At 58.1% G+C, this 22,675-nt stretch carries 22 protein-coding genes and 1 tRNA gene; 14 read left to right on the top strand and 9 right to left on the bottom strand.

The annotated features are described in order from the left end of the window. The first annotated feature begins 7 nt into the window (after positions 1-7). From LGQ03_RS07165 to LGQ03_RS07135, 7 genes are all read left to right on the top strand, one after another. A complete protein-coding gene (locus tag LGQ03_RS07165) occupies positions 8-2,266 on the top strand; it encodes a sialate O-acetylesterase (protein WP_226747845.1) in 2,259 nt (752 codons plus the stop codon). A gap of 4 nt (positions 2,267-2,270) precedes the next feature. Continuing rightward, entirely contained in the window at positions 2,271-3,113 is an 843-nt protein-coding gene (locus LGQ03_RS07160) for a hypothetical protein (protein ID WP_226747844.1), read from the top strand. Positions 3,114-3,138: 25 nt separating this feature from the next. Then, positions 3,139-3,435, top strand: a complete 297-nt coding sequence (locus tag LGQ03_RS07155; RefSeq protein ID WP_226747843.1) for a hypothetical protein — start codon at positions 3,139-3,141, stop codon at positions 3,433-3,435. Continuing rightward, positions 3,428-3,949 carry a hypothetical protein gene (locus LGQ03_RS07150; protein WP_226747842.1) on the top strand — a complete coding sequence of 174 codons (522 nt, stop codon included), beginning with the start codon at positions 3,428-3,430 and terminating at the stop codon, positions 3,947-3,949. Before LGQ03_RS07155 ends, LGQ03_RS07150 begins: the two co-directional genes overlap by 8 nt. Before the next feature lie 299 nt (positions 3,950-4,248). Beyond that, a complete protein-coding gene (locus tag LGQ03_RS07145) occupies positions 4,249-4,557 on the top strand; it encodes a Gp49 family protein (protein WP_226747841.1) in 309 nt (102 codons plus the stop codon). Between the two features lie 80 nt (positions 4,558-4,637). Next, complete coding sequence (locus LGQ03_RS07140) at positions 4,638-5,354, top strand: NlpC/P60 family protein (protein ID WP_226747840.1); 717 nt, start codon at positions 4,638-4,640, stop codon at positions 5,352-5,354. 13 nt (positions 5,355-5,367) lie between these two features. Next, positions 5,368-5,601, top strand: coding sequence for a hypothetical protein (locus tag LGQ03_RS07135; protein WP_226747839.1), 234 nt, complete (start codon positions 5,368-5,370; stop codon positions 5,599-5,601). 246 nt (positions 5,602-5,847) lie between these two features. On the opposite strand, the gene LGQ03_RS16775 is transcribed toward LGQ03_RS07135, so the two are convergent. Then, positions 5,848-6,261, bottom strand: coding sequence for a DUF2441 domain-containing protein (locus LGQ03_RS16775; RefSeq protein WP_226748184.1), 414 nt, complete (start codon positions 6,259-6,261; stop codon positions 5,848-5,850). A 468-nt stretch (positions 6,262-6,729) separates the two neighbouring features. Further along, positions 6,730-7,680, bottom strand: coding sequence for a sialate O-acetylesterase (locus LGQ03_RS07125; protein ID WP_226747838.1), 951 nt, complete (start codon positions 7,678-7,680; stop codon positions 6,730-6,732). A gap of 194 nt (positions 7,681-7,874) precedes the next feature. On the opposite strand from LGQ03_RS07125, the gene LGQ03_RS07120 reads away from it, so the two are divergent. Further along, positions 7,875-8,081 carry a hypothetical protein gene (locus LGQ03_RS07120; RefSeq protein ID WP_226747837.1) on the top strand — a complete coding sequence of 69 codons (207 nt, stop codon included), beginning with the start codon at positions 7,875-7,877 and terminating at the stop codon, positions 8,079-8,081. Positions 8,082-8,104: 23 nt separating this feature from the next. Here the strand turns inward: LGQ03_RS07120 and LGQ03_RS07115 are convergent, their stop codons facing one another. Together LGQ03_RS07115 and LGQ03_RS07110 are read right to left on the bottom strand one after the other, a co-directional pair. Further along, on the bottom strand, positions 8,105-8,362 hold the full coding sequence (locus LGQ03_RS07115; protein WP_226747836.1) for a hypothetical protein: 258 nt from the start codon (positions 8,360-8,362) through the stop codon (positions 8,105-8,107). A 204-nt stretch (positions 8,363-8,566) separates the two neighbouring features. Beyond that, positions 8,567-8,643, bottom strand: a tRNA-Arg gene (locus LGQ03_RS07110). A gap of 137 nt (positions 8,644-8,780) precedes the next feature. Between LGQ03_RS07110 and LGQ03_RS07105 the strand changes: the two genes are divergently transcribed. Beyond that, entirely contained in the window at positions 8,781-9,779 is a 999-nt protein-coding gene (locus tag LGQ03_RS07105; protein WP_226748183.1) for a LacI family DNA-binding transcriptional regulator, read from the top strand. Here LGQ03_RS07105 and LGQ03_RS07100 read toward each other — a convergent pair whose 3' ends face one another. Continuing rightward, entirely contained in the window at positions 9,780-11,882 is a 2,103-nt protein-coding gene (locus LGQ03_RS07100; RefSeq protein ID WP_226747835.1) for a putative bifunctional diguanylate cyclase/phosphodiesterase, read from the bottom strand. Positions 11,883-12,073: 191 nt separating this feature from the next. Between LGQ03_RS07100 and mgrA the strand changes: the two genes are divergently transcribed. From mgrA to LGQ03_RS07080, 4 genes are all read left to right on the top strand, one after another. Continuing rightward, on the top strand, positions 12,074-13,117 hold the full coding sequence (gene mgrA / locus LGQ03_RS07095; RefSeq protein ID WP_226747834.1) for an L-glyceraldehyde 3-phosphate reductase: 1,044 nt from the start codon (positions 12,074-12,076) through the stop codon (positions 13,115-13,117). Positions 13,118-13,172: 55 nt separating this feature from the next. Further along, positions 13,173-14,198 (top strand): LacI family DNA-binding transcriptional regulator, encoded by a 1,026-nt coding sequence (locus LGQ03_RS07090; protein ID WP_226747833.1) that lies wholly within the window; start codon positions 13,173-13,175, stop codon positions 14,196-14,198. After that, entirely contained in the window at positions 14,195-15,493 is a 1,299-nt protein-coding gene (gene xylA / locus LGQ03_RS07085) for a xylose isomerase (protein ID WP_226747832.1), read from the top strand. The genes LGQ03_RS07090 and xylA overlap by 4 nt, the downstream gene beginning before the upstream one ends. A 70-nt stretch (positions 15,494-15,563) precedes the next feature. Further along, entirely contained in the window at positions 15,564-16,685 is a 1,122-nt protein-coding gene (locus tag LGQ03_RS07080) for a Gfo/Idh/MocA family protein (RefSeq protein WP_226747831.1), read from the top strand. Here LGQ03_RS07080 and LGQ03_RS07075 read toward each other — a convergent pair. Continuing rightward, the gene (locus tag LGQ03_RS07075) at positions 16,682-17,065 is read right to left on the bottom strand and encodes a response regulator (protein ID WP_177172626.1); all 384 of its coding nucleotides are present in this window, start codon (positions 17,063-17,065) and stop codon (positions 16,682-16,684) included. The genes LGQ03_RS07080 and LGQ03_RS07075 overlap by 4 nt on opposite strands. Continuing rightward, positions 17,034-20,525, bottom strand: a complete 3,492-nt coding sequence (locus LGQ03_RS07070) for a chemotaxis protein CheB (protein WP_226747830.1) — start codon at positions 20,523-20,525, stop codon at positions 17,034-17,036. Before LGQ03_RS07070 ends, LGQ03_RS07075 begins: the two co-directional genes overlap by 32 nt. Positions 20,526-20,599: 74 nt before the next feature. Here LGQ03_RS07070 and LGQ03_RS07065 point away from each other — a divergent pair, with 74 nt between their 5' ends. Next, positions 20,600-21,121, top strand: coding sequence for a PAS domain-containing protein (locus LGQ03_RS07065; protein WP_226747829.1), 522 nt, complete (start codon positions 20,600-20,602; stop codon positions 21,119-21,121). On the opposite strand, the gene LGQ03_RS07060 is transcribed toward LGQ03_RS07065, so the two are convergent. Further along, on the bottom strand, positions 21,118-21,843 hold the full coding sequence (locus LGQ03_RS07060) for a peptidase (protein WP_226747828.1): 726 nt from the start codon (positions 21,841-21,843) through the stop codon (positions 21,118-21,120). The genes LGQ03_RS07065 and LGQ03_RS07060 overlap by 4 nt on opposite strands. A gap of 33 nt (positions 21,844-21,876) precedes the next feature. Then, complete coding sequence (locus LGQ03_RS07055; RefSeq protein WP_226747827.1) at positions 21,877-22,671, bottom strand: transglutaminase family protein; 795 nt, start codon at positions 22,669-22,671, stop codon at positions 21,877-21,879. Between the last annotated feature and the right edge of the window lie 4 nt (positions 22,672-22,675).

The raw sequence follows: 22,675 nt of genomic DNA, 5'->3' as shown, positions 1-22,675 counted from the left end.
CTCATCCATGACGACGACAAAAACGCCTTCTGAGGTGCTAGAGATTCTTGGCCTATCCCAAGTCGACAACACCAGCGACGCAGACAAGCCGATCTCAACCGCCATGGCAGAAGCGCTTGCAGGTAAGGCAAACGCTCGTATCTCGAATCTGGCCATTTCTGCATCCGACCGGCCAGGGGACAATCCAGACGCATTTTCAACGGCGTTGTCAGGCTCGGGCAGGGATAAGGCTCCGCTGAACGTCGGAGTCGTAGCCAGTGTCGCCAGCCTTGGCCGGGTGTGGTCGGTGACTGGGGCGGCCACCTTTGGCCAGTTGGAGCCCTTCGCGATCGGCTCGGATGTTTGGGAAGGGACACTGCGCGTCTTGCGCCTGTCGGACCCCGCCGACGCCAACAACCACGCTGTGAAATTTGGCGTCGTTTGGTTGGATGCGGCAAAATCCGAGATCAGCCGAAACGCCGATCTCTTTGTGATTTCCGACCTCACACAGGCCGCGGGCCTGCGTGAGGTGTCGGTCCGTGTGTCCCAGTTGCCTGTCGCGGGGGTCGTGACGCCCGCGGCTGGCGCTGTCTACGGTTTGTTTTTCGTGCAGACTTTTGGCGATGACGGGGTCACGGGGATCGATACCCTGCGGACGACTAATGTCACTGATGTTCACGGCCTTGAGCCGGGCAACATCTCGCAGGTCATTGCCGATGCGCGCGCCGCGACTGATCAAGCGAACAGCGCTGCATCATTGGTTCGCAACGGCGTTCGCGCGGTCGCGGGCGGTCCAGTTGTGGCAGCGACGACAGCCGACGTTGCAACCACCGGAGACATCAATCCAGTCGATGGCGTGACGCTAGTCAATGGCGATCGGTATCTGCGCCGGGCGCAGTCGAATGCCTCGGAAAACGGTGTGTTCATTTTTAACGACGCTGGGCCGCACGCACGCGCAGATGACTTTGATGCCCCGGAGGATGTGACCAATAGCGTTGTGAACGTGGCGAGTGGTTCGACGCAGGTGGGTTTCAGCTACGTCACCTATTCCTCAATCACGACGATGGGCACCGATCCGATCGACTGGATCGTCCTGCAAACGAACGCCGGCGTCTTTGAACTGGTTGGCACGTTCGAGGCGCGGGTCGCACAGCTCGAGGCTCAGATGGCGGGTCTGCAGGAGGCGCTGCCGTTGCAGGATATCCGTGTCACGGTGCCCGATTGGGACATCACAGAAGGTTTGGTGAAATCAGCGCCGGTCGCGCCTTCTGCACCCATCATAGAGGGCAGCATCATCACCGGCTATCCTGGGTTCTTTACCCTGGATCAAACCTTCTACATCGCCGATATCGATACTATGAGTGCGGGTTTCCTCACGGCGTCGGGTCCTGCCCTCTGGTCGATTTCAGGTGGTCTGGATGCTGCTCTCTTCACGGTCGATGATGCACAGCTGCTGTTCAACACTCCATCGACGCCCGGCGTCTACGCTGTCGACGTCACAGGCCGCAATATAGATACGCAAGTCACCACGCCTATCGAGGTTCTCGTGCGTGAACATCGGTCGCTTGCCTATGGCGTTGGCCACCTCGTTTTGTACCTGATTGCCGGACAATCGAATGCTCTGGGCGTTGGGTCATCTAAGAATGACTATGTGGGCGCCGACTATCCCGACGGTATCCTGATGGTCAAAGATAATGCGGGCACCATTGTACCAGCACAGATTGGCGTATTCTCGAATTGGGTCACCTATGGCCTGCAGTTTGCCAAGGACTTTGTCCGGGTTCACCCCGGTGCAAACTTGGCGCTCGCACAAGTTGCCTACGGGGGCACAGGGTTCGAAGATAATTCTTGGAACCCCGGCGACATTCATTACGAAGAGGCCGTGCAAAGGGTCAATTCGGCGATGACGGCGCTTCGTGCTGCAAATCCTGACCGTACCGTCATTTTCGGTGGCATACTTTGGCATCAAGGCGAGGACGATCGTCTCAATCCCAATTTTCAGAGCGCACTGGACGCGATGATTCAGCAAATCCGCATCGATATCGTCGATGCTGACGAAACCACCCCCTTCATCGCGGGCCAGCTGTCCCAAGTAAGTCCAAATTACGGTGCGACGAACGCCATCATCGCCGATCTACCTAACAGAGTGCCGCACACGGCATTCGTCTCTTCGGTCGGTGCTGGGGTCACTTCCGATAATGTTCACTTTAACCAGCAGGGGCGCGATTTGCTCGGGCGGCGCTATGTTCGCGCGCTCGATGACGCCCGCAACAACATCCAAGGATAAGAGCATGGCAGATTTTCTCGTTACAAACCGTAAGACATCTGAAAGGCAGATCGTATCTGCCACGCCACCCGTTGATCTGCGTGATCTTGGCTTTGGATCGGGCATCTACGATCTCCACAGATTGTCCCCCGTCGGCGAGTCACTGGTCCGCGGCAACAACACGATCGCGGATGTTGTCGCGGTCATGCCGTCGTCGTTTCGTCTATGGGCGGCCGGTCACGGGGACTTCCAAGATGTTGCTGCAAGTACACCGGCAGCGGTTGGCGATCCTGTCGGCTACTGGACAGAGCATTCAGGCAACATGAACTCGGCGACGCGCAATGGTTCCGATACAAGCCGTCCTATTTTGCGGCAGGATGGCGGAGCAATGTATTGGGAGTTCGATGCAGTCGATGATCGAATGAATACAGATTTTGCAATCACCGGACCGAGCCTGACAATGGGCATGTCATACGGTTATTCGGGCCGGAATGTCATACCGATGATTTATGTCTCGTCGGGCACACGTTGGGCGTTTGCTGCAACCGTAGGAAGCTCGAATGAGGCCCTAACCTCATCGGGAGGCGGTACGTTGCGTGAAGTCTATATCGACAACGTCCAGACACCGATTGCCAACCGTGGCGAGGCAGCAACAGCACTGACAGGTGGCAAGTCTTTCATGATGAATATCAGTGACGGACGAAATGTGTTCGAGGCCCCCTATTTCGGCGGTCCGTTCTCGAATTTTACGATGCCAGAACGGGTTCATGCCGTGTTTGTCTGCGGCGAGGAGCTAACCGATTTGCAACGGGGCGTCTGGCATGATTTTGCGATTGCTGCTGCGACGACGGGCGTCTCGGCGAGCTGATGGCTGGCCAAGAGGGGTGGCCACCATGAATAAGCCAATTGAGTTCTGGTGCATCGTTGCCGGTATGCTGATCTACGTGGCAACGCGGTCAGCGGAGAACGACCCAATCATGATGCGGTTCGCAAAAGCCCTGACGGCCGGACTATTGGCCGTCGGGGGCTCGCATGAGGTTGCCCCATATGTCCGCGGCTCCGAGGTCATTGCGGCGGTCCTGATCATGGCGTTTGCCCAGCTGGCGCTGGACGTCGGGACCGCGATATTCTCTGACCGCGAGTTTATTAAGGCGTTGATCCAAAAGCGCTTCGGTGGACGCAATGAATAACCTCATATGTGCGCTGCACCGCAGCCGATCACTGGTCCTGATCTGTGTGGCAATCCTAGCCTATAGCGCATGGCCCGAATTGATCGGGCGTCTGCAACAGGAAAGGATCGTGCGCGATGTATTTGCGATGACGCCCTTTCGTGCCGTGACCGTGACGCAGCAGATCGCATTGCCTGATCGCATCGTGTCGATGGGTGACATGGTAAAGGTGCAATGCGATTTCGATTGGCTGACGGGTTACATCACTTTCGATGATGGAAGCCGCGAACGTGTCCGCGTCGATACGACTGTCGAGGACACGATCCGCCAGCCGGGCAACCGCCCACCGATGCCGGAGGCGCAAGCGTGGGGCCCGTGGTCCCTGACGGTGCGGGAGCCACTGCCGATCGAGGGTGCGCGTCCAGAACCCGTGTGGTGGGATATTTTCGCCGCCCACAAGGATTGCCCGTTTGGGCCGGACCGGCAGATCAACCACTTTGCAGGCGGGCCATGGCGTTCATCCTCGTTGGAGTGACGACGTGACCATCATCGCCGTGCCCCACGAGCAGTAAGGGAATGTGAGCGCGGGCCGGGCTTGATACCGGCTTGGGTTAAGGAAGAAGTCCCGAGGGTAGCGACCCCTCTCGTCACAGCCATGCCTAAAACCCGCTTCGCTGCCTCACTGCACGTCCATCCGTGCCGCCGCGCTCACCCCGCCACCATACCGCCCAACACCGATCGCATCAACGCCCCGCACGCGGGGTTTCAAGCCATTCCCCGCAAAGGGGCATCGCCTGCCGGAGCGTCAACCGGCACATCGCATGGAGACCTGACATGGCCAGCGAAAGCGAAACCGCAATTGAAGCCGAAATCCAAGCCAAGGGCCTGAATGCCCCGCGCCTGACACCCGACAAGATCGACGCCACGATCACCAGCGAGGCGTATCATGTGTTCGACGGCACCACTCTGACCGTGTGCTGCCTGACGCTGCGCAACGGCTTCACTGTAACCGGAGAGAGCGCTGCAGCCTCGCCTAGCAACTTTGACCGGGAGATTGGCCGCAAGATTGCCCGCGAGAATGCGCGACAAAAGATCTGGGCATTTGAAGGCTACCTGCTGCGGCAGAAGCTGTCGGAAGCCTAACCCGTGCGGGGCGGCCACGGTCGCCCCACACCCCGCAATCAACGCCCCGCCTGCGGGGCTTCAAGCCGTGGAGATACCCCATGAAGATGCAAAACGAACTGATGCGGGCCGTTCAGGGCCGCCTCAAGGTGCTCGGGTATTACCGCCTGAACGTCGATGGCGTCGACGGGCCGGGAACCAGCAATGCCGTGATCGACTTCAAGGCGAACAACGGCCTGTTGGCGCGCGATTACATCGGATCACTGACGTTGGAGCGCATGTTTTCGCCAAGCGCGAAACCGGTGCCCAAGCCCAAACCCGCGACCGGCGAACCGGCGTGGCTGACCGAGGCAAAGCGTTTGCTCGGCACGCGCGAGGTCGCCGGATCTGGCAACAGCCCGATCATCATGGATTGGGCGGAGGGCCTTGATCAGTGGTATCCCGGCGACGACGTGCCGTGGTGCGGTCTGTTTGTCGCGCATTGCATGGCAACCGGCGCGCCTGATGAACCGCAGGACTTCAATCGCCTGGGCGCGCGGGCGTGGCGCGAATTTGGCGTGAAGGTTCCGATCAGCTTCGGGGCCATTGCCGTGTTCTGGCGCACGCATCCGACGCGCAGCTGGAACGGCCATGTCGGTTTTGTCGTCGGCGGCGACAAGGACACCTTGCACATTCTCGGCGGCAATCAATCGGACAGCGTGAACGTCACGCGCATCGCTCGGTCGCGCCTGCTGGAATGCCGCGGCCCCGAAGACTGGCGCGGCGACGAAAACCTCAAGGCCGTTTCGACGGCAAGTCTTTCTACCAACGAAGCCTAAGGAGGGCCTCACCATGACGACAGTTCAACCGACCAAGATGCCGACGAACAAGTCCCTGACGATGGCAGGAGGCACGATCCTGCTCAACCCGCTTATTCAGCCCGCTGTGTCTGAGGTGTGGCCGCAGATCGCGCCAACGGTTCTGGCTGGCGAAAACATGACCACTCTGGTGGGTGCGGCCCTGGCGGCCGGTATCAGTCTGTTTTTCGCCTGGTTTGTGCCGGATCGTCCCAACATCCGACGATGAACCTTGCCCCACGCAGGCCCATCATGCCCCCGTCGCCTTCATCGGCGGCGGGGGCATCTTTGCGTTCTGCGGGATAAAGGATCCAGAATTACTCACTGAATTGGGAAGCCAGCGTGCCGAGACCCTACAGTGCTAACAAAAAAACTTTCGTGATGCTAAGGAATCTGCTTCATTCGATCTGACCAAATGCACGCTCGTTTTGAGCGGGTCGCTTCGGATCAAAAATGGCACCTAGGATACAGAAGGTCAGGATTCGATGTCAGCCTCTAGCCCGGGTAGATTCAGAAATCCATCATCCATACATCGCAAAATCCGTATTGGAACTGGTGCTAAAATCTCGGGCCGTCCAATCGATTTTCCGGACCAGTATTCTTGGGCAAACTTGGACATCCCGTCAAAGTAGGCCGAATCTCCCTCAGGTAGCGACATAGTCCAATCACCGAAGTGTATAACCGGCGGTTCGCTTATGAACTCAACTTCATATATAAGAGACGCTCGACGTTCCGGGTGGTCTCTGTATTTAAGTGCGTCACTAAGGGATGGTAGCACGAAACAAGCACTTAGCCGGCTTGGCTTGTCTGGGAACTCTACGGCCCTAACGTCCTCCAGAACTCGTTCTCTAAACGCGACAGCATAACTGCCCGAATTTGGCTGATACATCTTAATTATACGACCCCAGTTACCTGGGCAAATGACGCTGCCAGGACCGAGCAGCAACGGTGCGACGTGAAAATAGGTCTGTCGGCGCGGTTCTGGTGGGTCGATTTCTATTTCCATTTTTCTCACTTCACTAAGATGTTGGGTATCCTATGTTGGGCTCTAAAAGTTGTCAAAATGCAGTTTCCTTTCTGACCTCGCAATGGTCATTGGGCTAGTGATCCGCTGTGTCCGAGGTGTGGCCCCAGATTGTGCCAACGGTTCTGGTCGGAGAAAACATGACCACACTGGAGGGTGCGGCCTTGGCGGCCGGGTTCAGTCTGCTGCTCGCCTGGTTCGTGCCGGATCGTCCCAACATCCGACGATGAACCTTGCCCAACGCAGGCCCATCATGCCCCCGTCGCCTTCATTGGCGGCGGGGGCTTTTTCCGTTTGTAGGGCTGTGCCTTCCCTATCGTTTCAGGCCAGTTATCAGCGTCGATTTAGCTGCAGCTGAATTGCATTGGCCCACATTTGAGCAAGCTGATCCAAGCCTTCGGCAGAAAAATGGCAGCCGTCCGGTAAGCGGTATTGCGGGGCAAAAAGCAGATCGGAATTTGGACCAGCTTCTACGTCCTTTCGGAGACTGATGATGGCATTCTGCTGTTCCACCAATGTCTCATCTGCACGGTGGCCGCAGAAACTAGCTCGCGCGAGTAGCATGGGGGCTGCGGCATCAGCATTTCGGGTGTTGTCTAGAAAGTCTATAAACTGTTCGCGGTAGGTAGCTGTCTGATCAGATGATTTTTGCCGATTGGCATTGTTCGACTCGCCTTGGTGAATGAGAATCGCATCGACGTGCCCGAACGAATTTTGGAGTTCAGAATAGGTTGTGGTGAAGAAATCAAATTGTGATCCCGTCGAAAGCTCGGATATTGTCTGATCGCCAGCTGCTGTGACGGCGAAAACTACCTGATCACAGGCACCATCATCGATAAGTATGTCACCCACACGACCCCAAACGCTGCCCGATGTCCTTGTTCCGCCGAGGGCAGGATCGACGTAGTCGTAGATATCGCCCTCAAAAAACTGAAATATGCCTGGTCCAGATGCGTAGCCAAACTGCCCTGAGTTCGCCGCATTGGACTGGCCATAGACCGCAAAGATACAATCGCGGGACGTTGGCTGAAATATGCGGATACTGCGACCAGACGTATCGATGAACCGTTCAATGTGCCCGTGAAGAGACGGGTCGATAGCTTCCGCTGTCGGCGTGCCGAACGCAAAATCTTTGGCGCGCTTCATCAGATCATACGGAAAAACCTGAAATGCGATTACAGATATTCCGTAGATAGTTCCGGTGGCGAACAGGAATACATAAAAAAGGAATCTACGCATTTGTCGAAGTAAAGCCTCGGTGCAGCTGGCTATTTGCCAGTGCATGGTCTCTACCTTACAAATTCGAGGCTTCCAAGCTGATCGGCCGTTGCGAACTGACCTTGAGTTGCGCGCGGCTAGATCTGCGCTAACCTGGATTTTCAGGCCGTGGTGTAACCTACCGGAGCAAGGTCAATCTCCACCACGGCTGCGACGCAGGACGCCGGTGTGCCTGCGTCACGATTCAAGGGGGCGGTTTGATGATCGACGGCGAGCTGACGGAAGGTGGCCGATCTCGTCAGTACGAGGATGGCCGACGGCGCGGACTGAAAGAAGCGATCACGTTTCTACATGCCCGCGCGATCGAGATGAACGATCCACGTGCCACGGATATTCTGAATTCGGCGGCTGACGCCTTGGGCGGTCGGCTGGCATCGAGCCGCCGCGATGATGTGTCCAGCGACTAGGCGCGCCAGCACATCCGGTCGCATCACGCATTGGCAAGTTCTGCGGCCGGATGTGCTGAGAGAAAATCGACGGCGTGCTGCGGATCCCGGAATGCAAATCCGGCGACGTCCCGCCCCAGGGACTGAACTTCGCACGATGCCCAGCCTGGCGCGTGTTCATTAAGCCAAACCGTCCATTCATGGATCTGCTGACCAAGACCGTCAGACGGGACGGCAATCTTGATGATCACGGCGTGGGTAAGGGCTGCGCGGGCGCGGGCGTTCGGGGTGCGGCGGGACATCGAGAAACCAATTCTGGAAGCATCATCTTTGCTCTCAAGCTTGTATCGCCGCAAGCCAATTTGAGATCAAAGCAAGAACATGCTGTACGGGATTTGTACGGGGATGCTCTGATTTGGTCCGAATGTTCCTGCAATTTTCTACAAGGCTGCTATCGAGAGGTTTAGACTCAGGACACGAAATACCTATATTTTATAGGTAAATTCTGGTGACCCCGGCAGGGTTCGAACCTGCAACCTGCCCCTTAGGAGGGGGCTGCTCTATCCAGTTGAGCCACGGGGCCTTGCGTTGTCATTGCCGCGAAAAGTGGGGTTGGTCAACGGTTGCGATGGTTCGCTTGGACAACGGTCGGGGCAGGCTGTAAATAGAAATGGTGACTATATCAGGATTTCGACTGTGAGCATTCCACCGCGCCGCCCGATGACCCTTCGCGATGTATCTGAGGCATCGGGGGTCAGCGAAATGACGGTCAGCCGAGTGTTGCGCAACAAGGGTGACGTTAGCGCCGCGACGCGTGCCAAGGTGCAGGAAGCGGCGAAGTTGCTGGGATACGTGCCGAACCGGATTGCTGGATCCCTCGCATCAAGTCATGTCAATCTGGTTGCCGTGATCATCCCTTCTCTCAAGAACATGGTGTTTCCCGAAGTCCTGTCGGGGATTTCTGATGAACTGGATGAAAGTGTTCTTCAACCGGTCGTTGGCGTCACCGGATACCGCCCCGAAAAAGAAGAGCAGGTCTTGTTCGAGATGCTGTCATGGCGACCGGCAGGCCTGATCATTGCAGGGCTGGAGCATTCCGACGCATCGCGCGCGATGCTTGCGCAGGCGGCGATACCGGTCGTTGAAATCATGGATGTGGATGGTGCACCGATTGATTCCTGCGTGGGCATTTCGCACCGCCGCGCGGGGCACGAAATGGCAGAAGCGATCCTGCGCGCGGGTTATCGCCGGATCGGTTTTTTGGGTACGCAGATGCCCCTGGATCACCGGGCCCGGAAACGTTTCGAAGGTTTCACCCGGACGTTGGCCAAGGCAGGCATCGAAATCGAGGGCCAGGAATTCTATGCTGGCGGATCGGCCCTGGTGAAAGGGCGCGAGATGACGCAAGCGATCCTGGATCGCCATCCTGATCTGGATTTTCTGTATTATTCCAATGACATGATTGGTGCGGGCGGGTTGCTGTATTTGCTGGAAAAAGGTGTCGATGTGCCAGGCAAAATCGGTTTGGCCGGTTTCAACGGAGTCGAGCTGCTGGATGGTTTGCCGCGTAAATTGGCCACGATGGATGCCTGCCGCCGCGAGATCGGGATGGAGGCCGCACGCATGATCAAGGCGCGGATCGCGGGGCAGGGGGAGCCGGGAAAAATCATGACCATGACGCCCCGCCTGGAATTGGGACAAACCCTGATCCGGAGCTGATCAAGCTTTGCTTGCCTCAAACCTTGAAAGAAAAGTGGAAAGTTGGTCCAGCGGGAGCGCTTTTTCATAAAGCCAGCCCTGGGCGCGCGTGCACCCCATTCTGATCAGACAATCCTGCTCTGCCGGGGTTTCGACACCTTCGGCCAGAATGCCGACCCCAAGACGATCGGCGAGGCCGATGATCGCACCTGTCAGCGCCTGAAGTTGCAGGTCCAGATCCAGATTCTGGACAAAACTTCGGTCGATCTTGATCTGGTTGACCTTGAATTTGCGCAACGAAGCGATTGCGGCATGGCCCGTTCCAAAATCATCAAGCTCCATCACGAAGCCGGCTTTGACCAGGTTTTCGATATTGCTGAGGTAGTGTGACGTGCGTTCGTCCAGCAGTGTCGATTCAAGTAGTTCCAGCCTGATGCGATGTCGTGCAACGCCATGCCGATTGAGAACATTGAGAATGTGGGGCAGAAGTTTCGGGTCCGCGACCTGATTGGCAGACAGATTCACGCTGATCGTCAAATCGCTGCGCCCGATCCGGTCAAGGTGGGTCAATGCCTTGCAGGTCTGTTCCAATACGATGGTATCAAGCGCTTCGGTCAGTCCCGCGCGCTGCGCGATCCCTAAAAAAGCATTGGCGGCAAGGACACCCTTTTGTGGATGCCGCCACCGCAAAAGCGCCTCGAATCCAAAACAGCAATGTGTGACGGCGTCGACCTGCGGCTGAAAGAAGGCCTCGAATTCATCGCGGGCGACGGCGTCCTGCAGATCCCGGGTAAGTCCACCATCGCTGAGCGCCTGAGCGCGCATACGCGGCCGAAAGAACGCAACTGACCTGCCGGACTGCTTGGCGTCGGTCAGCGCCATTTCTGCGGCCCCGAGGATCGAGATGCTCTCATCTTGCGGTTCGCGCGGGTCCAGAATGGCCACCCCGGCGGCAACGGCACAGCCGACACGTTGACCGTCACAGATGACGGGATTCGACATGCCGCGGCACAATTGTTCGGCCAACTCTTCCAGCTTGGGGTCATTGAGGGTGATCTCCCTGGCAAAGAGGAATTCATTGCCACCGATCCTGGCCGCCAGACCATGTGTCCGGGCGGCGTCTTGCAGGAAAGCTGCGACCTGTCGCAACAATCGGTCGCCAGCGTCATAGCCGTAAATCGCGTTCACCTGTTTGAAACGTCTGATGTCGAGGTGGATGATGCCCAGGCCTGTTTGCGGATCCAAACTGGCACCCCAGTTGCGGATGTCATCCAGCAGTTTCCGCCGGTTGCGCAGGCCTGTCAGTTCATCCGTCAGCATCATGCGTTCCAGCCGGGCCTGCTGGTGTTTCAGTTCCGTGATGTCGATCCTCAGACCCACACGCCCGCCGCCAGGCGTTCTGCGTTCCTCGACCCGCAGCCAGCGGCCGGTGGACAGTTGCTGTTCCACCATGCTGTTTTCACGGCTGTACGCACTGAGCCGTTGTTCCAGCCACTCCTCCTCTCGGCCGATGGCGTCAACGTATTCCCCGGCATCCAATCCGGCCTGCAAGATTTCGCGAAACGTCGTTCCTTCGGTCATGCGATGCGCGCTCTTGGGGTAGATGGCGCGATAATTGTCGTTGCAGATGACCAGCTTGTCTTCGTTGTCATAGTAGACGAAACCGTCGGCCAGGGCATTGATGGCTGTCGTCAGTTGCGATTCTGCCTGTTGCACGCGGTCACGGTAATGCGCCTGCGCCGTTTCATCGGTGATGACCGCGATCAGTGTCGGCTTGCCGGCGTTGATGCACACAGCCCGGACAAGGTATTCGCGTTGTTCATTCGTTTTCAGACGGACTTGCCGGGAGCGTCCGGGACAGGTCCGCAGCCGGTTCAACAGTGCAACGGTCCGGTGCGATCGGATTTCAGGCGTCAGGTCGGCCAGGCGACGTTTACGCAACTGCCGCAGGTCAAACCCGAAAAACGCAAGCGCCTGTGAATTTCCGGCGATCACTTGCTGCGTTTTGCCATCTGCCACGATGATCGCAGCAGGTCCCATATCGAACAGCGCATCCAGAACGCCACGGCGTTCAAGCTCTTGCCGCGCGGCAAAAGCCGCATTCTGATCCGGATCAAGTTTCATGACGTTCCCGCGTTGGCTGTTGCCGTTCTAGTGTCCGATGGTGAAGCAAAGGTTTAAGACTCTGTCTTTCAGCCATTTTTATCATTTCGGCGGGCCGTCTATTCGTTCAGATGATTGGACACGCTTGTTGTGGGCACCACCTTGTCCGCAGCAGACGGCCTCTGCGCCGCAACCCTGACAGGAGACCCCTTATGACATATTTGCCCGCCTCGGACCGCTACGACCGCATGCCTTACCGCCGCTGTGGTCGGTCTGGCCTCAAGCTTCCGGCGATCAGCCTTGGGCTTTGGCACAATTTCGGCGGGGACACCCCGCACGAAGTCAAACGCGACATGTGCCGCACGGCGTTCGACCATGGCATCACCCATTTCGACTTGGCCAATAACTATGGCCCGCCTGCGGGCAGCGCCGAAGAAGCGTTCGGTGAAATCCTCGCGACCGACTTCGCAGGCCTGCGGGACGAGCTGATCATCAGTTCCAAGGCGGGCTACGACATGTGGCCCGGTCCCTACGGAAACTGGGGCAGCCGCAAATACCTGATGGCGTCCTGTGACCAGTCGCTGGACCGGATGGGGCTGGATTACGTCGACATCTTCTATTCGCACCGGTTTGACCCGGAAACGCCGCTTGAGGAAACGATGGGCGCATTGGCCGATATCGTGAAATCGGGTCGCGCGCTGTATGCCGGGATCAGCAGCTACAACACTGAAAAGACGCGTGAGGCTGCTGCATTGCTTGCCGACGAAGGTGTGCCGTTGCTGATCCATCAGCCCAGCTACAACATCTTTAACCGTTGGGTGGAAACCGATGGGTTGAAAGAGACTCTGGCCGATCTGGGTGTGGGATCGATTGCGTTTACCCCGCTGGCACAAGGTATGTTGACCAAGAAATATCTGGGCGGCATCCCCGATGACAGTCGCGCGGCGCAGGACAAATCGCTGTCACCCGATCTGATCACCGAAGACGCGCTGGACAGCGTGCGTGCATTGAACGAACTGGCAGAGGCCCGGGGTCAGACGCTCGCGCAGATGGCGATTGCATGGGTGTTGCGCAACGAGGGCATCACGACAGCTTTGATCGGTGCCAGCAAGTCCAGCCAGATCGTCGACTGCGCGGGGGCGGCGGCAAATCTGACATTTACGGATGATGAGTTGGCCGAGATCGACGCACGCGCAGGCGACAAGGCGATCAACCTCTGGGCTGAAAGCTCTTTGTCGGAAAATGCGCCTGCATAAAAAAATGATTGGCGTTCCTCATTTTTAGGCCTAGGGTCTGATCAGGGGGGCGCCAATGGCCAGAGCAACGATTCACGATGTCGCAAGAACGGCGCAGGTCAGCCTTGCGACTGTTGATCGCGTTCTGAACAATCGCGGTGGCGTTGCTGCGAAATCTGTCAAAAAGGTGCATGATGCGGTCGTAAGAACTGGTTATGTAAAGGACCAGTTCGCGGCCAACCTGTCCCGTGGCAACGGCTATCGATTCGTATTTCTCTTGCCTGCGGGGCAATCGGCGTTCGTGCGCAAGCTGATTGCTGAGATCGCGCGAGAATCCGACCTGAACCGCAAGGATCGGGTTCATATTGACATACGATCATCAAAAACATTTGATCCCGTGTCACAGGTCGCATCCCTGCGTCAGATCGACCCTGAAACAACCGATTGTGCCGCCGTCATCGTCAGCGATGTGCCACAGGTCAGGGCCGAGTTGACGCGCTTGCGCGCGGCGGGGGTCCGCATCGTGTCGCTTGTGGCGGACGTGCAGGCCGAGGCCCGCGATATCTATGTCGGGCCGAACAATGAGGTGGCGGGCCGGATGGCCGGGCAGTTCATGGGGCGGCTTATTCGAGAACCGGTCGGGTCTGTGCTTGTGATTGCAGGGTCGCTTGCTGCACGCGACCATGCGCAGCGCTTGCTGGGATTCCGGCAGGTTCTGCAAAATGATTTTGCAGGATTGACGCTACTGCCCGTCGTCGAGGGTTTCGATGACGCAGCGCGCATCGCTGATCTCGTGGCGCGCACGTTGGATGCAATGTCACCCGTCGGCATATACGCGATCGGTGCTGGGAATGCGGGTCTGGTTGCCGCGCTGCGCCGCGCCAATTCGGCATTTCGGCCCGTCACCATTGCACATGAATCGACCGATGCCACCCGCGAGGGTCTGCGCGATGGCCTGATTGACCTGGTGATCGACCAGGATCCGGGCCGCGCAGTCACCCGCGCCGTGCGCCTGATGCGCGACATGGCAGACAAACAAACCGTGCCGCCCGCGCGCGGCGAAATCCCTCTTAGTATTATCATCAAGGAAAGCCTCTCATGACCGACTATTTCAAAGGTATTGCCCCCGTCACCTATGAGGGACCTGAAAGCACCAATCCGCTGGCGTTCAGGCACTATAACCCCGACGAGGTCATTCTGGGCAAAACCATGCGCGACCACCTGCGCTTTGCCGTTGCCTATTGGCACAACTTTGTCTGGGAAGGCGGCGACCCGTTTGGGGGCCGGACGTTCGACAGACCCTGGTTTCCTGCCGACAGCATGGAGTTGGCCAAGCTGAAGGCCGATGCCGCATTCGAGATGTTCGAGATCCTCGGTGTGCCGTATTATTGTTTTCACGATCACGACATCCGGCCAGAGGGTGCGTCGCTGCAAGAGAGTGCGGATCGTCTGAATGAAATGGCGGACTACGTCGCCCCCAAGATGGAAGGCGGCACCCAGCTGCTATGGGGAACGGCCAATATGTTCAGCCACCGCCGCTACATGAGCGGAGCCAGCACGAACCCCGACCCCGATGTCTTTGCCTATTGCGCCAGCACGGTCAAAACCTGCATGGATGTGACCCATCGTCTGGGTGGCGAGAACTACGTGCTGTGGGGCGGGCGCGAGGGCTATGAGACACTGCTGAACACCGATCTGGACCGAGAGCTGGCGCAGATGGGGCGGTTTTTGCAGATGGTCGTCGAATACAAGCACAAGATCGGATTCACGGGCGCGATCCTGATCGAGCCAAAGCCGCAGGAACCGACCAAGCATCAATATGACTACGACGTCGCCACGGTTTACGGGTTTCTCCAGCGGTTCGGTCTGGAAAACGAGGTCAAGGTGAACGTCGAACAGGGACATGCGATCCTTGCCGGCCATTCGTTCGAGCATGAACTGGCGATGGCGCGTGCCTTGGGCGTGTTCGGGTCGATCGACATGAACCGCAACGACTATCAATCCGGCTGGGACACGGACCAGTTCCCCAACAATGCGCCGGAGGCCGCGCTTGCCTATTACGAGGTGTTGCGCGCTGGCGGATTCACCACAGGCGGGACGAATTTCGACGCCAAGCTGCGCCGCCAATCCATCGACGCAGAGGATTTGATTGCAGCGCATGTAGGCGGGATGGATATTTGCGCCCGGGGGCTGAAGGCCGCGGCCGCCATGATTGCCGATGATGCACTTGAGGCACCACGCCGCGCCCGCTACGCTGGATGGGACAGCGCGGACCACCTGTCTGAAACCGCAACGCTGGAGAGCGTCGCTGCCTATGCCGAGGCAGGTCAGATTGACCCCCAGCCGGTATCAGGTGGGCAGGAACGGTTGGAAAACATTGTGAACCGCTACGTTTAGTGGCGGATGCCGGACCGGGGCGCTGCCCCGGACCCCGGAGTATTTTTGGCAAGATGATGGAGGTGGTGCCATGACACGGATCAAGCTTGGCATGGTTGGCGGCGGCAAGGATGCCTTTATCGGGGCGGTCCACAGGATTGCCGCACGCATGGATGACCGGTTCGAGCTGGTGGCCGGTGCGCTGTCTTCTACGCCTGAAAAAGCGCGTGAATCGGGGCGTGCGCTTGGGCTGGCACCAGACCGGACCTATGACGACTATGTCGCCATGGCCAAGCGCGAGGCACGGCTGAAGGACGGAATAGCCGCCGTCGCGATCGTGACCCCCAACCACATGCACGCGCCGGTCGCGCGTGAATTTCTGAAACGCGGGATTCACGTGATCTGTGACAAGCCGCTGACGGCAACCCTGGCGGAAGCGCGCAAATTGGTCGCCGCCGCCGAAAAGTCCGACGCCTTGTTCATCCTGACGCATAACTACACCGGTTATCCGCTGATGCGTCATGCGCGTCAGATGATCGCCGAAGGTGCGCTGGGCCGGATCCGGGTCGTGCAGGTGGAATACGCACAGGACTGGCTGGCCGAGGCACCGGAACCGGACAACAAGCAAGCGGCCTGGCGCACCGATCCGGCCAAGTCAGGGGTGGGCGGGTCCACCGGCGACATCGGCACCCATGCCTATAATCTGGCCTGTTTCGTGACGGGCCTGAAGCTGGACAGCCTTGCCGCGGACCTGGATGCATTCGTGCCGGGGCGGCAGGTGGACGACAACGGACACGTGATGTTGCGGTTTCAAGGTGGGGCCAAGGGCATGCTGTGGTGTTCGCAGGTTGCCACTGGATCGGAAAACCGCCTGACCCTTCGGGTTTATGGCGAAAAGGGCGGGATCGAATGGGGACAGGAAAACCCCAACGTCATGCGCTACACCCCCTTGGGCGGTGTCACGCAACTGCTGACCCGCAATGGCGCGTCGGGTACGACGACTGGCACGCGGGTGCCAGGGGGCCATCCAGAGGGATATCTGGAGGCGTTTGCCAATATCTATGCTGCAGCCGCCGATGCGATCGATGCTGCGCGCACCGGCGAGAAATCGTCTGCGCTTTATCCCACGATCCAGGACGGTCTGGACGGCGTTGCATTTGTCGATGCCTGCGCGCGGTCGTCACGCCGCAACGCAGCGTGGATCACGCTTTAGGCGAGGCGGGCAGGTGCAATCTGCACCCCGAAAGCCGCAGCAATATCGCCGATCTGGAATGGCTTTTCGACCAGTGTAAAGTCGCAGATTTCACCGATTTCGTCACGGTTGTAGCCCGACGCAAAGACAACCTTGACGCCCTTGCGGGACAGGTCGAGGCCCAGTTCGATACTGCGTTCGCCGTTGCCGAGGTTCATGTCGAGCAAGGCAAAGTCGAAAGTATGTGACCCGCATTTCGCATGGGCCGATGCGAGGTTGTGTGCGATCTGCACATCGAACCCGAGTTGGTTTTCCAATCCATCTGACACATCGAGGGCCACGATGACCTCGTCTTCGACATATAGGATTTTAGGACGTGTAGGTGTCGAAGACGCTGTCATTCGGAATCTCGATAAGTGAATCTTTCGGAATGGTAAAAACGCACCGCAGCCCCGATTGTTCCCAGAAAAATTCAACTTTTCCATCAAGGCTGCCCTCAATCGTCGATAGAATCAATTGGCTGCCGAAACCGGAGACCTCGCTCTGGTCTGCGGGCGGGCCTCCCTTTTCCTGCCAGCTGAAGATAAAGTCATCGGATTCACCATCATCCTGCCGCACCCATGACAATGAGACCTGACCGTCTTCTTTTGAAAAACTGCCGTATTTGGCGGCATTGGTCGCAAGTTCGTGGATCGCCATGCCAAGTGACAATGCGGCGCGGGCGTTGACGACGATGTCGGGGCCTTTCAGTCGGACGCGTTCGGCACCGTATACGTCCACCAGTTCGGGGCGCAGGATATCCTGCAGTTTCGCTGATGACCAGTTCGACTGGGTCAGCAGTTTGTGCGTCTGGGCAAGGGCCTGAATTCGCTGGGAAAGCGCCTCAAAGATCGCCTTGTCAGCGGTCGCATCGCGTTTGGCCCGCGACACTAGTGCCAGCACATTGGCCAGCATGTTTTTGACGCGATGCTGCAATTCCTGCATCACACGGCGCAGCTCGAACTGGATCTGAACCAATTCGGTGCTGTCGCGGACATTGATACCAATGCCGATCAACTTGTCGCCCTGACTGACGGGGTACCAATCTGTTTCAAACACCCGGTTGTCATCCGGGCGCGTCGGCACGGCCCCCCTCATCTGGTAGTTTTCGACCTTTTTGCCGGTTTCGATCACCTGTTGTGCCAGACGACGTGCGATTTCGGACATGCCGCCCGACATTTCACCCAGCGATCTGCCGATCATCTCTTCGACCGGAATACCAAGGATTTCGGACAGTCGCGTATTGGCTCTGATGTAATTGAGATCGGTGTCCAGCAAGGCCATCGCAAGCGGGCTTGCGGTGTACAGACCCTCGATTTCCTCTAACCGGTCGGCCGCGATCAGGCGCGCCTCTTCGGCGTCCCTGGCCAAACTGCGCAGTTCGGTGACGTCAAACAGGGACACAACGACTCCGCCCACTGAGTGGCCACTTTGGGCATAGGGAACGAAACGCGCCCGGAACGATTTTCCGCGACGTGTCTCGTATTCCTTTTCCAACAGCTCTTGGCTTTCCATCACCCTTTCGCAGTCAGTGACGATCTGCTCCATGTCCACATCGGACGCGATATCGTCGATCCGGCGACCGATATCGTTTTTCTGGAATCGGAACACCTCGCAGGCTTCGGGGGTAAAGCTGCGCAGCTTGAGGTCGGCGTCCAGAAAAACAGTCCCGATCTTGGTGCTGCGGATGAAATTCGCGAGGTCCGTGTTGGCATCCCGAACTTCTGTAATCTTGTTGTTCAATTCGTCGTTGGTGGTTGTCAGTTCCTCGTTCGCGGACTGCAACTCTTCGTTCATGGACATCATTTCTTCGTTCGAGCTTTTCAGCTCTTCGTTTGATGTCTCCAGCTCTTCGACGGTGGACCTGATCTGAAGCCTTGCCTCGTCCAACTCGCTTTCGAGGTCCTGCACATATTTGGCTGTCGCCTCTGACAGGTTTTCGGGACTGGGAAGCTTGGTCCCCTCGGGCAGGGTCAGGTCCTGGAACAGGATCAGGTCCTGACCGCCTGTCATGCGCTGCCGGGTAATACGGATGAATCGCGGATTGCCATCCAGAACGCCCGTGAAATCCCAATCGGCGGTCTCGCCGGTTCCAAGCTGGCGGTTCAACAGTCGACGCAGGTTGTTTTCCAGTTCCGGCCGGATCAGCTTCATCAGGTCCAGCTGCGGACGGCCGGCCTTCATTTTCAGATAGGCCGTCGCCGGATCAGATGCGTATTGCAGATCACGTGCGTTGCTGACGACGATATAAGCAGGAGACATCAGGTCGATGACCTGGTCGGCATAGGCCATTGCAGGCTTAGTTTGCCTGTTTCCTGCGCCATGCATCGCGTTCTGCGGTTCGTTTTCCGGCTCGGGGGCGGGTGTCTGGCTAAGGTCCAGGCGTGCCGCGGGGCCGGGCTGCCGACGGTAGATGCGGTTCTGTCGGGACAGGTCGGCAAAGGCCTCTGGACCGTTGATGGGCGATTCGGATGTGCCCAGCACCAGGATACCACCTTCGCGCAGGGCATAGTGAAACACCCGGATCGCTTTTTCTTGTAGTGATTTGTCGAAATAGATCAGGACGTTACGGCAGGTGACCATGTCGATCTGACTAAAGGGCGGGTCCTTCACAATGCTTTGGTTCGAAAACCGCACCATCGCACGCAGCCTGTCATTGACCGTGTAGCCGTCACTGCGCCATTTGAAATACTTGTGAAGGTATTCTGCCGGAACTTCGTCGGCGATGGTGTTCAGGTATTGACCACGCCGGGCCGTTTCCAGCGCGTCCTCGTCAATATCCGTGCCAAAGATCATCACACGGGGCCACACATCAAGACGTTCCATCGCTTCTGACAACAGCATCGCGATGCTGTAGGCCTCTTGTCCGGTGGAACAGCCCGGCACCCAGATCCGCAGTTCATCCGTGTTGCTGCGGCCTTCCATCAGTTCGGGGATGACCTTGTTGCGCAGATCGTCGAACACGGAATCGTCGCGGAAAAAGCTGGTGACGTTGATCAATACGTCCTTGAACAGGCGACTGACCTCTTCTGGATCGTTGATCAGAACCTTGAGGTATTCGTTCGGATGGCTCAGGCCCAGAACAGACATGCGCACTGCGATCCGCCGCAATAACGTGCCGGGTTTATAGCCGGAAAAGTCGTGACCCGTGCGATAGCGGACATGCCGCATGGCGCGGCTGATGAATTCGCGGTCGGTCAGGGCGTCCTCTGGGATGCCGCCGCGACAGTCAAAGTAATCGTTCAGGACCGCAAACATTTCCGCAACAGGCAGGACGATATCGGCCACCCCGGTTTCGATCGCACTGCGCGGCATGCCGTCGTATTTCGCCTCGGACAGGGCCTGCACGAACACCAGACCGCCGGCCTCCTTGATCGCGCGGGCACCCAGACTGCCGTCGCTGCCTGTGCCGGACAGGATGATGCCCACGGCGCGTTCGCCGGAATTTTGCGCCAGTGACACGAGAAACGCGTCGATCGGGCGCCTGCGGCCACGCGGAAGATCGTAATTTTCCGTATGAAGTTTTCCATCGATGATCGTCAGGGATTGGCCTGGTGCGATCAGGTAAATGTTCCCCGCTTCGACGGCCATGCCGTTGCCCGCTTCCTTGACCGGGGTTTTGGTCCGTTTGGTCAGCAATTCAACCAAGAGACTGTCGTGGTCAGGGTCGAGGTGTTGAACGATGACGATTGCCAGGCTGTGGCTGGGAGGCAGGTTGTCCAAAAATCCCTGAAGCGCCTCAAGCCCACCCGCAGAGGCCCCGATTCCGACGACCACAGGCCCTTTTGGGGGCGTGATAGGCAAAGAAAACGTGTCGATCATCAGGTCATCCGGTTCATGTTGTCATCGTCTCATGTCATGAGTAACGATCAAGTCAAATCTGTCGGGGGGTCCACATGCCGTATCTCAATCTGGAACAGGTCGCAAAACGATTCGACCCACTCCCTGTCGCTTTGACAATAGCTGACCCCGGTCAGACAGACTTGCCTTTGATCTATTCGAACTCTGCATTTAGTGCGCTGACCGGATATGCCCAGCACGAGGTTTTGAACAGGAATTGCAGGTTCTTGCAGGGCGATCTGGACAATACATCGGCGCGACGCACGGTCCGTGATGCCTTGGCGGCGGCCAAGCCTGCGCAGGCCACGTTCGACAACCTGCGCAAGGACGGATCGTCGCTGACAACGTTGTTGTATCTCGAGCCTCTGCACGATCGTGCCGGCAATCTTGTTTATGTGGTCGGGTCACAGTTCGAGCTGCACCCCAAGGTCAGCGCCGCCGAGGTGGATCGGCATTCCAACCAGTTCGTGGACGGGATCGGTGACCTGCTGGCATTGAACGAAAACCTGCGCGCCGTGACGCAACGTTCATTGGCGCGGTCGGCATTGGCGACGGTCAAGCTGTGGCTTGAGACCTAGAGGGTATAGTCCGGCAGTGACGAAAACGCCTCTTTGAGGGCCAGTGACCACCCTTCTGAAATGCGATGATACAGTTCATCGTCCGTTTCCACGCGTTTGCGGTGGGTCGGTTTGAAATCACCGGTTTCGTAGCAGAGAATGTCGAATGGCAGACCGACTGACAGGTTCGATTTCACCGTTGAATCGAAACTGACCATCAGCAGCTTGACTGCATCCGCAAACGACATTTTCGGATCAAACCCGCGCACAAGGATGGGTTTGCCGTATTTCGTCTCGCCAATCTGGAAAAACGGGGTTTCTTCGGTGACTTCGACGAAATTGCCTTCGGGGTAGACCATGAACAGTGTTGGCTCGCCACCCTTGATCTGGCCGCCGACAATGACGGTGGCGCGGAACTTTTCCTCGCCGCCTACGGAGTTGGAATAGGAAATGACCTCTTTCAACGTGGCACCGACCAGTCGCGCGACCTGGAACATGGTTGGTTCGCGCAGGATCGACGGGTCCCTGTCGGCCGCTGTCTTGGACCGTTCGTCCAGCAGCGAAATCAACGATTGCGTCGTGGCCAGATTGCCGGCTGTCATGAGCGTGATCAGGCGGTCGCCCTCGACCTCCCAAGTGAACAGTTTGCGGGTCGATGAAAAATTGTCGACGCCCGCATTCGTGCGGGTGTCTGACATGAAAACAAGGCCTTGGTTCAGTCGCAGGCCGACGCAGTAGGTCATTTGATCAGGTCCAGATTGGGTCTGGCTGTGCTTTTACTGCTGCACTTGCAAAGTCACAATCAGCGATTCGACGCCAGCACCGCGGCGCATGCCCTTGACGGGGGCCGCATCGCGTGCGTCCCGGCCGACTGCCAGCCGCGCATAGCGGTCATCCGGGCTGATCCGGTTGCTGACGTCGAAACCGACCCAACCCAGATCGGGCAGGTAAACCTCGGCCCAGGCGTGGCTGGCGGTCTGGTCATCCGTTTGGTTCAACTTGAGATAGCCGGACACATAGCGCGCCGGCAGGTCTGCTGCGCGGGCCACTGCAATCAGGATATGGGCATGGTCCTGACACACGCCGCAGCCACCTGCGAGGGCCTCGGTCGCGGTCGTATCCGTATAGGTCTGCCCTGTTTCGTAAGGCACGGCATCCAATATGTCAGCGCAGATGGCATGCAGCGCGGGGATCGAATTGTCCGCCGCCAGTCTGTCGGCCAAGGCACGGATTGCATCGTCGGCCTCGGTTGCGCGGGTGGTCGTTTTGAAATGCCACAGCGGTGCAGTGCCGTGCACGGGGCCAAGCACACCTGCGGTATCGTGGGTTTCGATCACGCCGCGCGCCGTTACGGCCAGTTCGGTCGCGCCGCGTGTCACATTCACCAGGTTCGTGTGGTTGCCGTAGTGATCGTCGTAGGTCAGCTCGATCTGGCCGCCCTCGACGATGATTCCCCAGGATTTCACGCGCTGCATCGCGTTATCCTGCGGACGCAGATGCAGGCGTTGCAGCGCATATGACACCGGACGATCATAGGTGTAGCGGGTCGTATGTGTGATGTGCAGGTCCAAGTGG

The organism is Loktanella gaetbuli (assembly GCF_020531945.1).
Lineage (GTDB): Bacteria > Pseudomonadota > Alphaproteobacteria > Rhodobacterales > Rhodobacteraceae > Loktanella > Loktanella gaetbuli.
The sequence above is the reverse complement of the archived record's forward strand: the minus strand, read 5'-3'. Positions and strand labels throughout refer to the sequence as shown.

Bases quoted from the DNA above. Each gene is read 5' to 3' on its own strand.
- LGQ03_RS07165 (WP_226747845.1), top strand. From the start codon at position 8: ATGACGACGACAAAAACGCCTTCTGAGGTGCTAGAGATTCTTGGCCTA.
- LGQ03_RS07160 (WP_226747844.1), top strand. From the start codon at position 2,271: ATGGCAGATTTTCTCGTTACAAACCGTAAGACATCTGAAAGGCAGATC.
- LGQ03_RS07155 (WP_226747843.1), top strand. From the start codon at position 3,139: ATGAATAAGCCAATTGAGTTCTGGTGCATCGTTGCCGGTATGCTGATC.
- LGQ03_RS07150 (WP_226747842.1), top strand. From the start codon at position 3,428: ATGAATAACCTCATATGTGCGCTGCACCGCAGCCGATCACTGGTCCTG.
- LGQ03_RS07145 (WP_226747841.1), top strand. From the start codon at position 4,249: ATGGCCAGCGAAAGCGAAACCGCAATTGAAGCCGAAATCCAAGCCAAG.
- LGQ03_RS07140 (WP_226747840.1), top strand. From the start codon at position 4,638: ATGAAGATGCAAAACGAACTGATGCGGGCCGTTCAGGGCCGCCTCAAG.
- LGQ03_RS07135 (WP_226747839.1), top strand. From the start codon at position 5,368: ATGACGACAGTTCAACCGACCAAGATGCCGACGAACAAGTCCCTGACG.
- LGQ03_RS16775 (WP_226748184.1), bottom strand. From the start codon at position 6,261: ATGTATCAGCCAAATTCGGGCAGTTATGCTGTCGCGTTTAGAGAACGA.
- LGQ03_RS07125 (WP_226747838.1), bottom strand. From the start codon at position 7,680: ATGCACTGGCAAATAGCCAGCTGCACCGAGGCTTTACTTCGACAAATG.
- LGQ03_RS07120 (WP_226747837.1), top strand. From the start codon at position 7,875: ATGATCGACGGCGAGCTGACGGAAGGTGGCCGATCTCGTCAGTACGAG.
- LGQ03_RS07115 (WP_226747836.1), bottom strand. From the start codon at position 8,362: ATGTCCCGCCGCACCCCGAACGCCCGCGCCCGCGCAGCCCTTACCCAC.
- LGQ03_RS07105 (WP_226748183.1), top strand. From the start codon at position 8,781: ATGACCCTTCGCGATGTATCTGAGGCATCGGGGGTCAGCGAAATGACG.
- LGQ03_RS07100 (WP_226747835.1), bottom strand. From the start codon at position 11,882: ATGAAACTTGATCCGGATCAGAATGCGGCTTTTGCCGCGCGGCAAGAG.
- mgrA (WP_226747834.1), top strand. From the start codon at position 12,074: ATGACATATTTGCCCGCCTCGGACCGCTACGACCGCATGCCTTACCGC.
- LGQ03_RS07090 (WP_226747833.1), top strand. From the start codon at position 13,173: ATGGCCAGAGCAACGATTCACGATGTCGCAAGAACGGCGCAGGTCAGC.
- xylA (WP_226747832.1), top strand. From the start codon at position 14,195: ATGACCGACTATTTCAAAGGTATTGCCCCCGTCACCTATGAGGGACCT.
- LGQ03_RS07080 (WP_226747831.1), top strand. From the start codon at position 15,564: ATGACACGGATCAAGCTTGGCATGGTTGGCGGCGGCAAGGATGCCTTT.
- LGQ03_RS07075 (WP_177172626.1), bottom strand. From the start codon at position 17,065: ATGACAGCGTCTTCGACACCTACACGTCCTAAAATCCTATATGTCGAA.
- LGQ03_RS07070 (WP_226747830.1), bottom strand. From the start codon at position 20,525: ATGATCGACACGTTTTCTTTGCCTATCACGCCCCCAAAAGGGCCTGTG.
- LGQ03_RS07065 (WP_226747829.1), top strand. From the start codon at position 20,600: ATGCCGTATCTCAATCTGGAACAGGTCGCAAAACGATTCGACCCACTC.
- LGQ03_RS07060 (WP_226747828.1), bottom strand. From the start codon at position 21,843: ATGACCTACTGCGTCGGCCTGCGACTGAACCAAGGCCTTGTTTTCATG.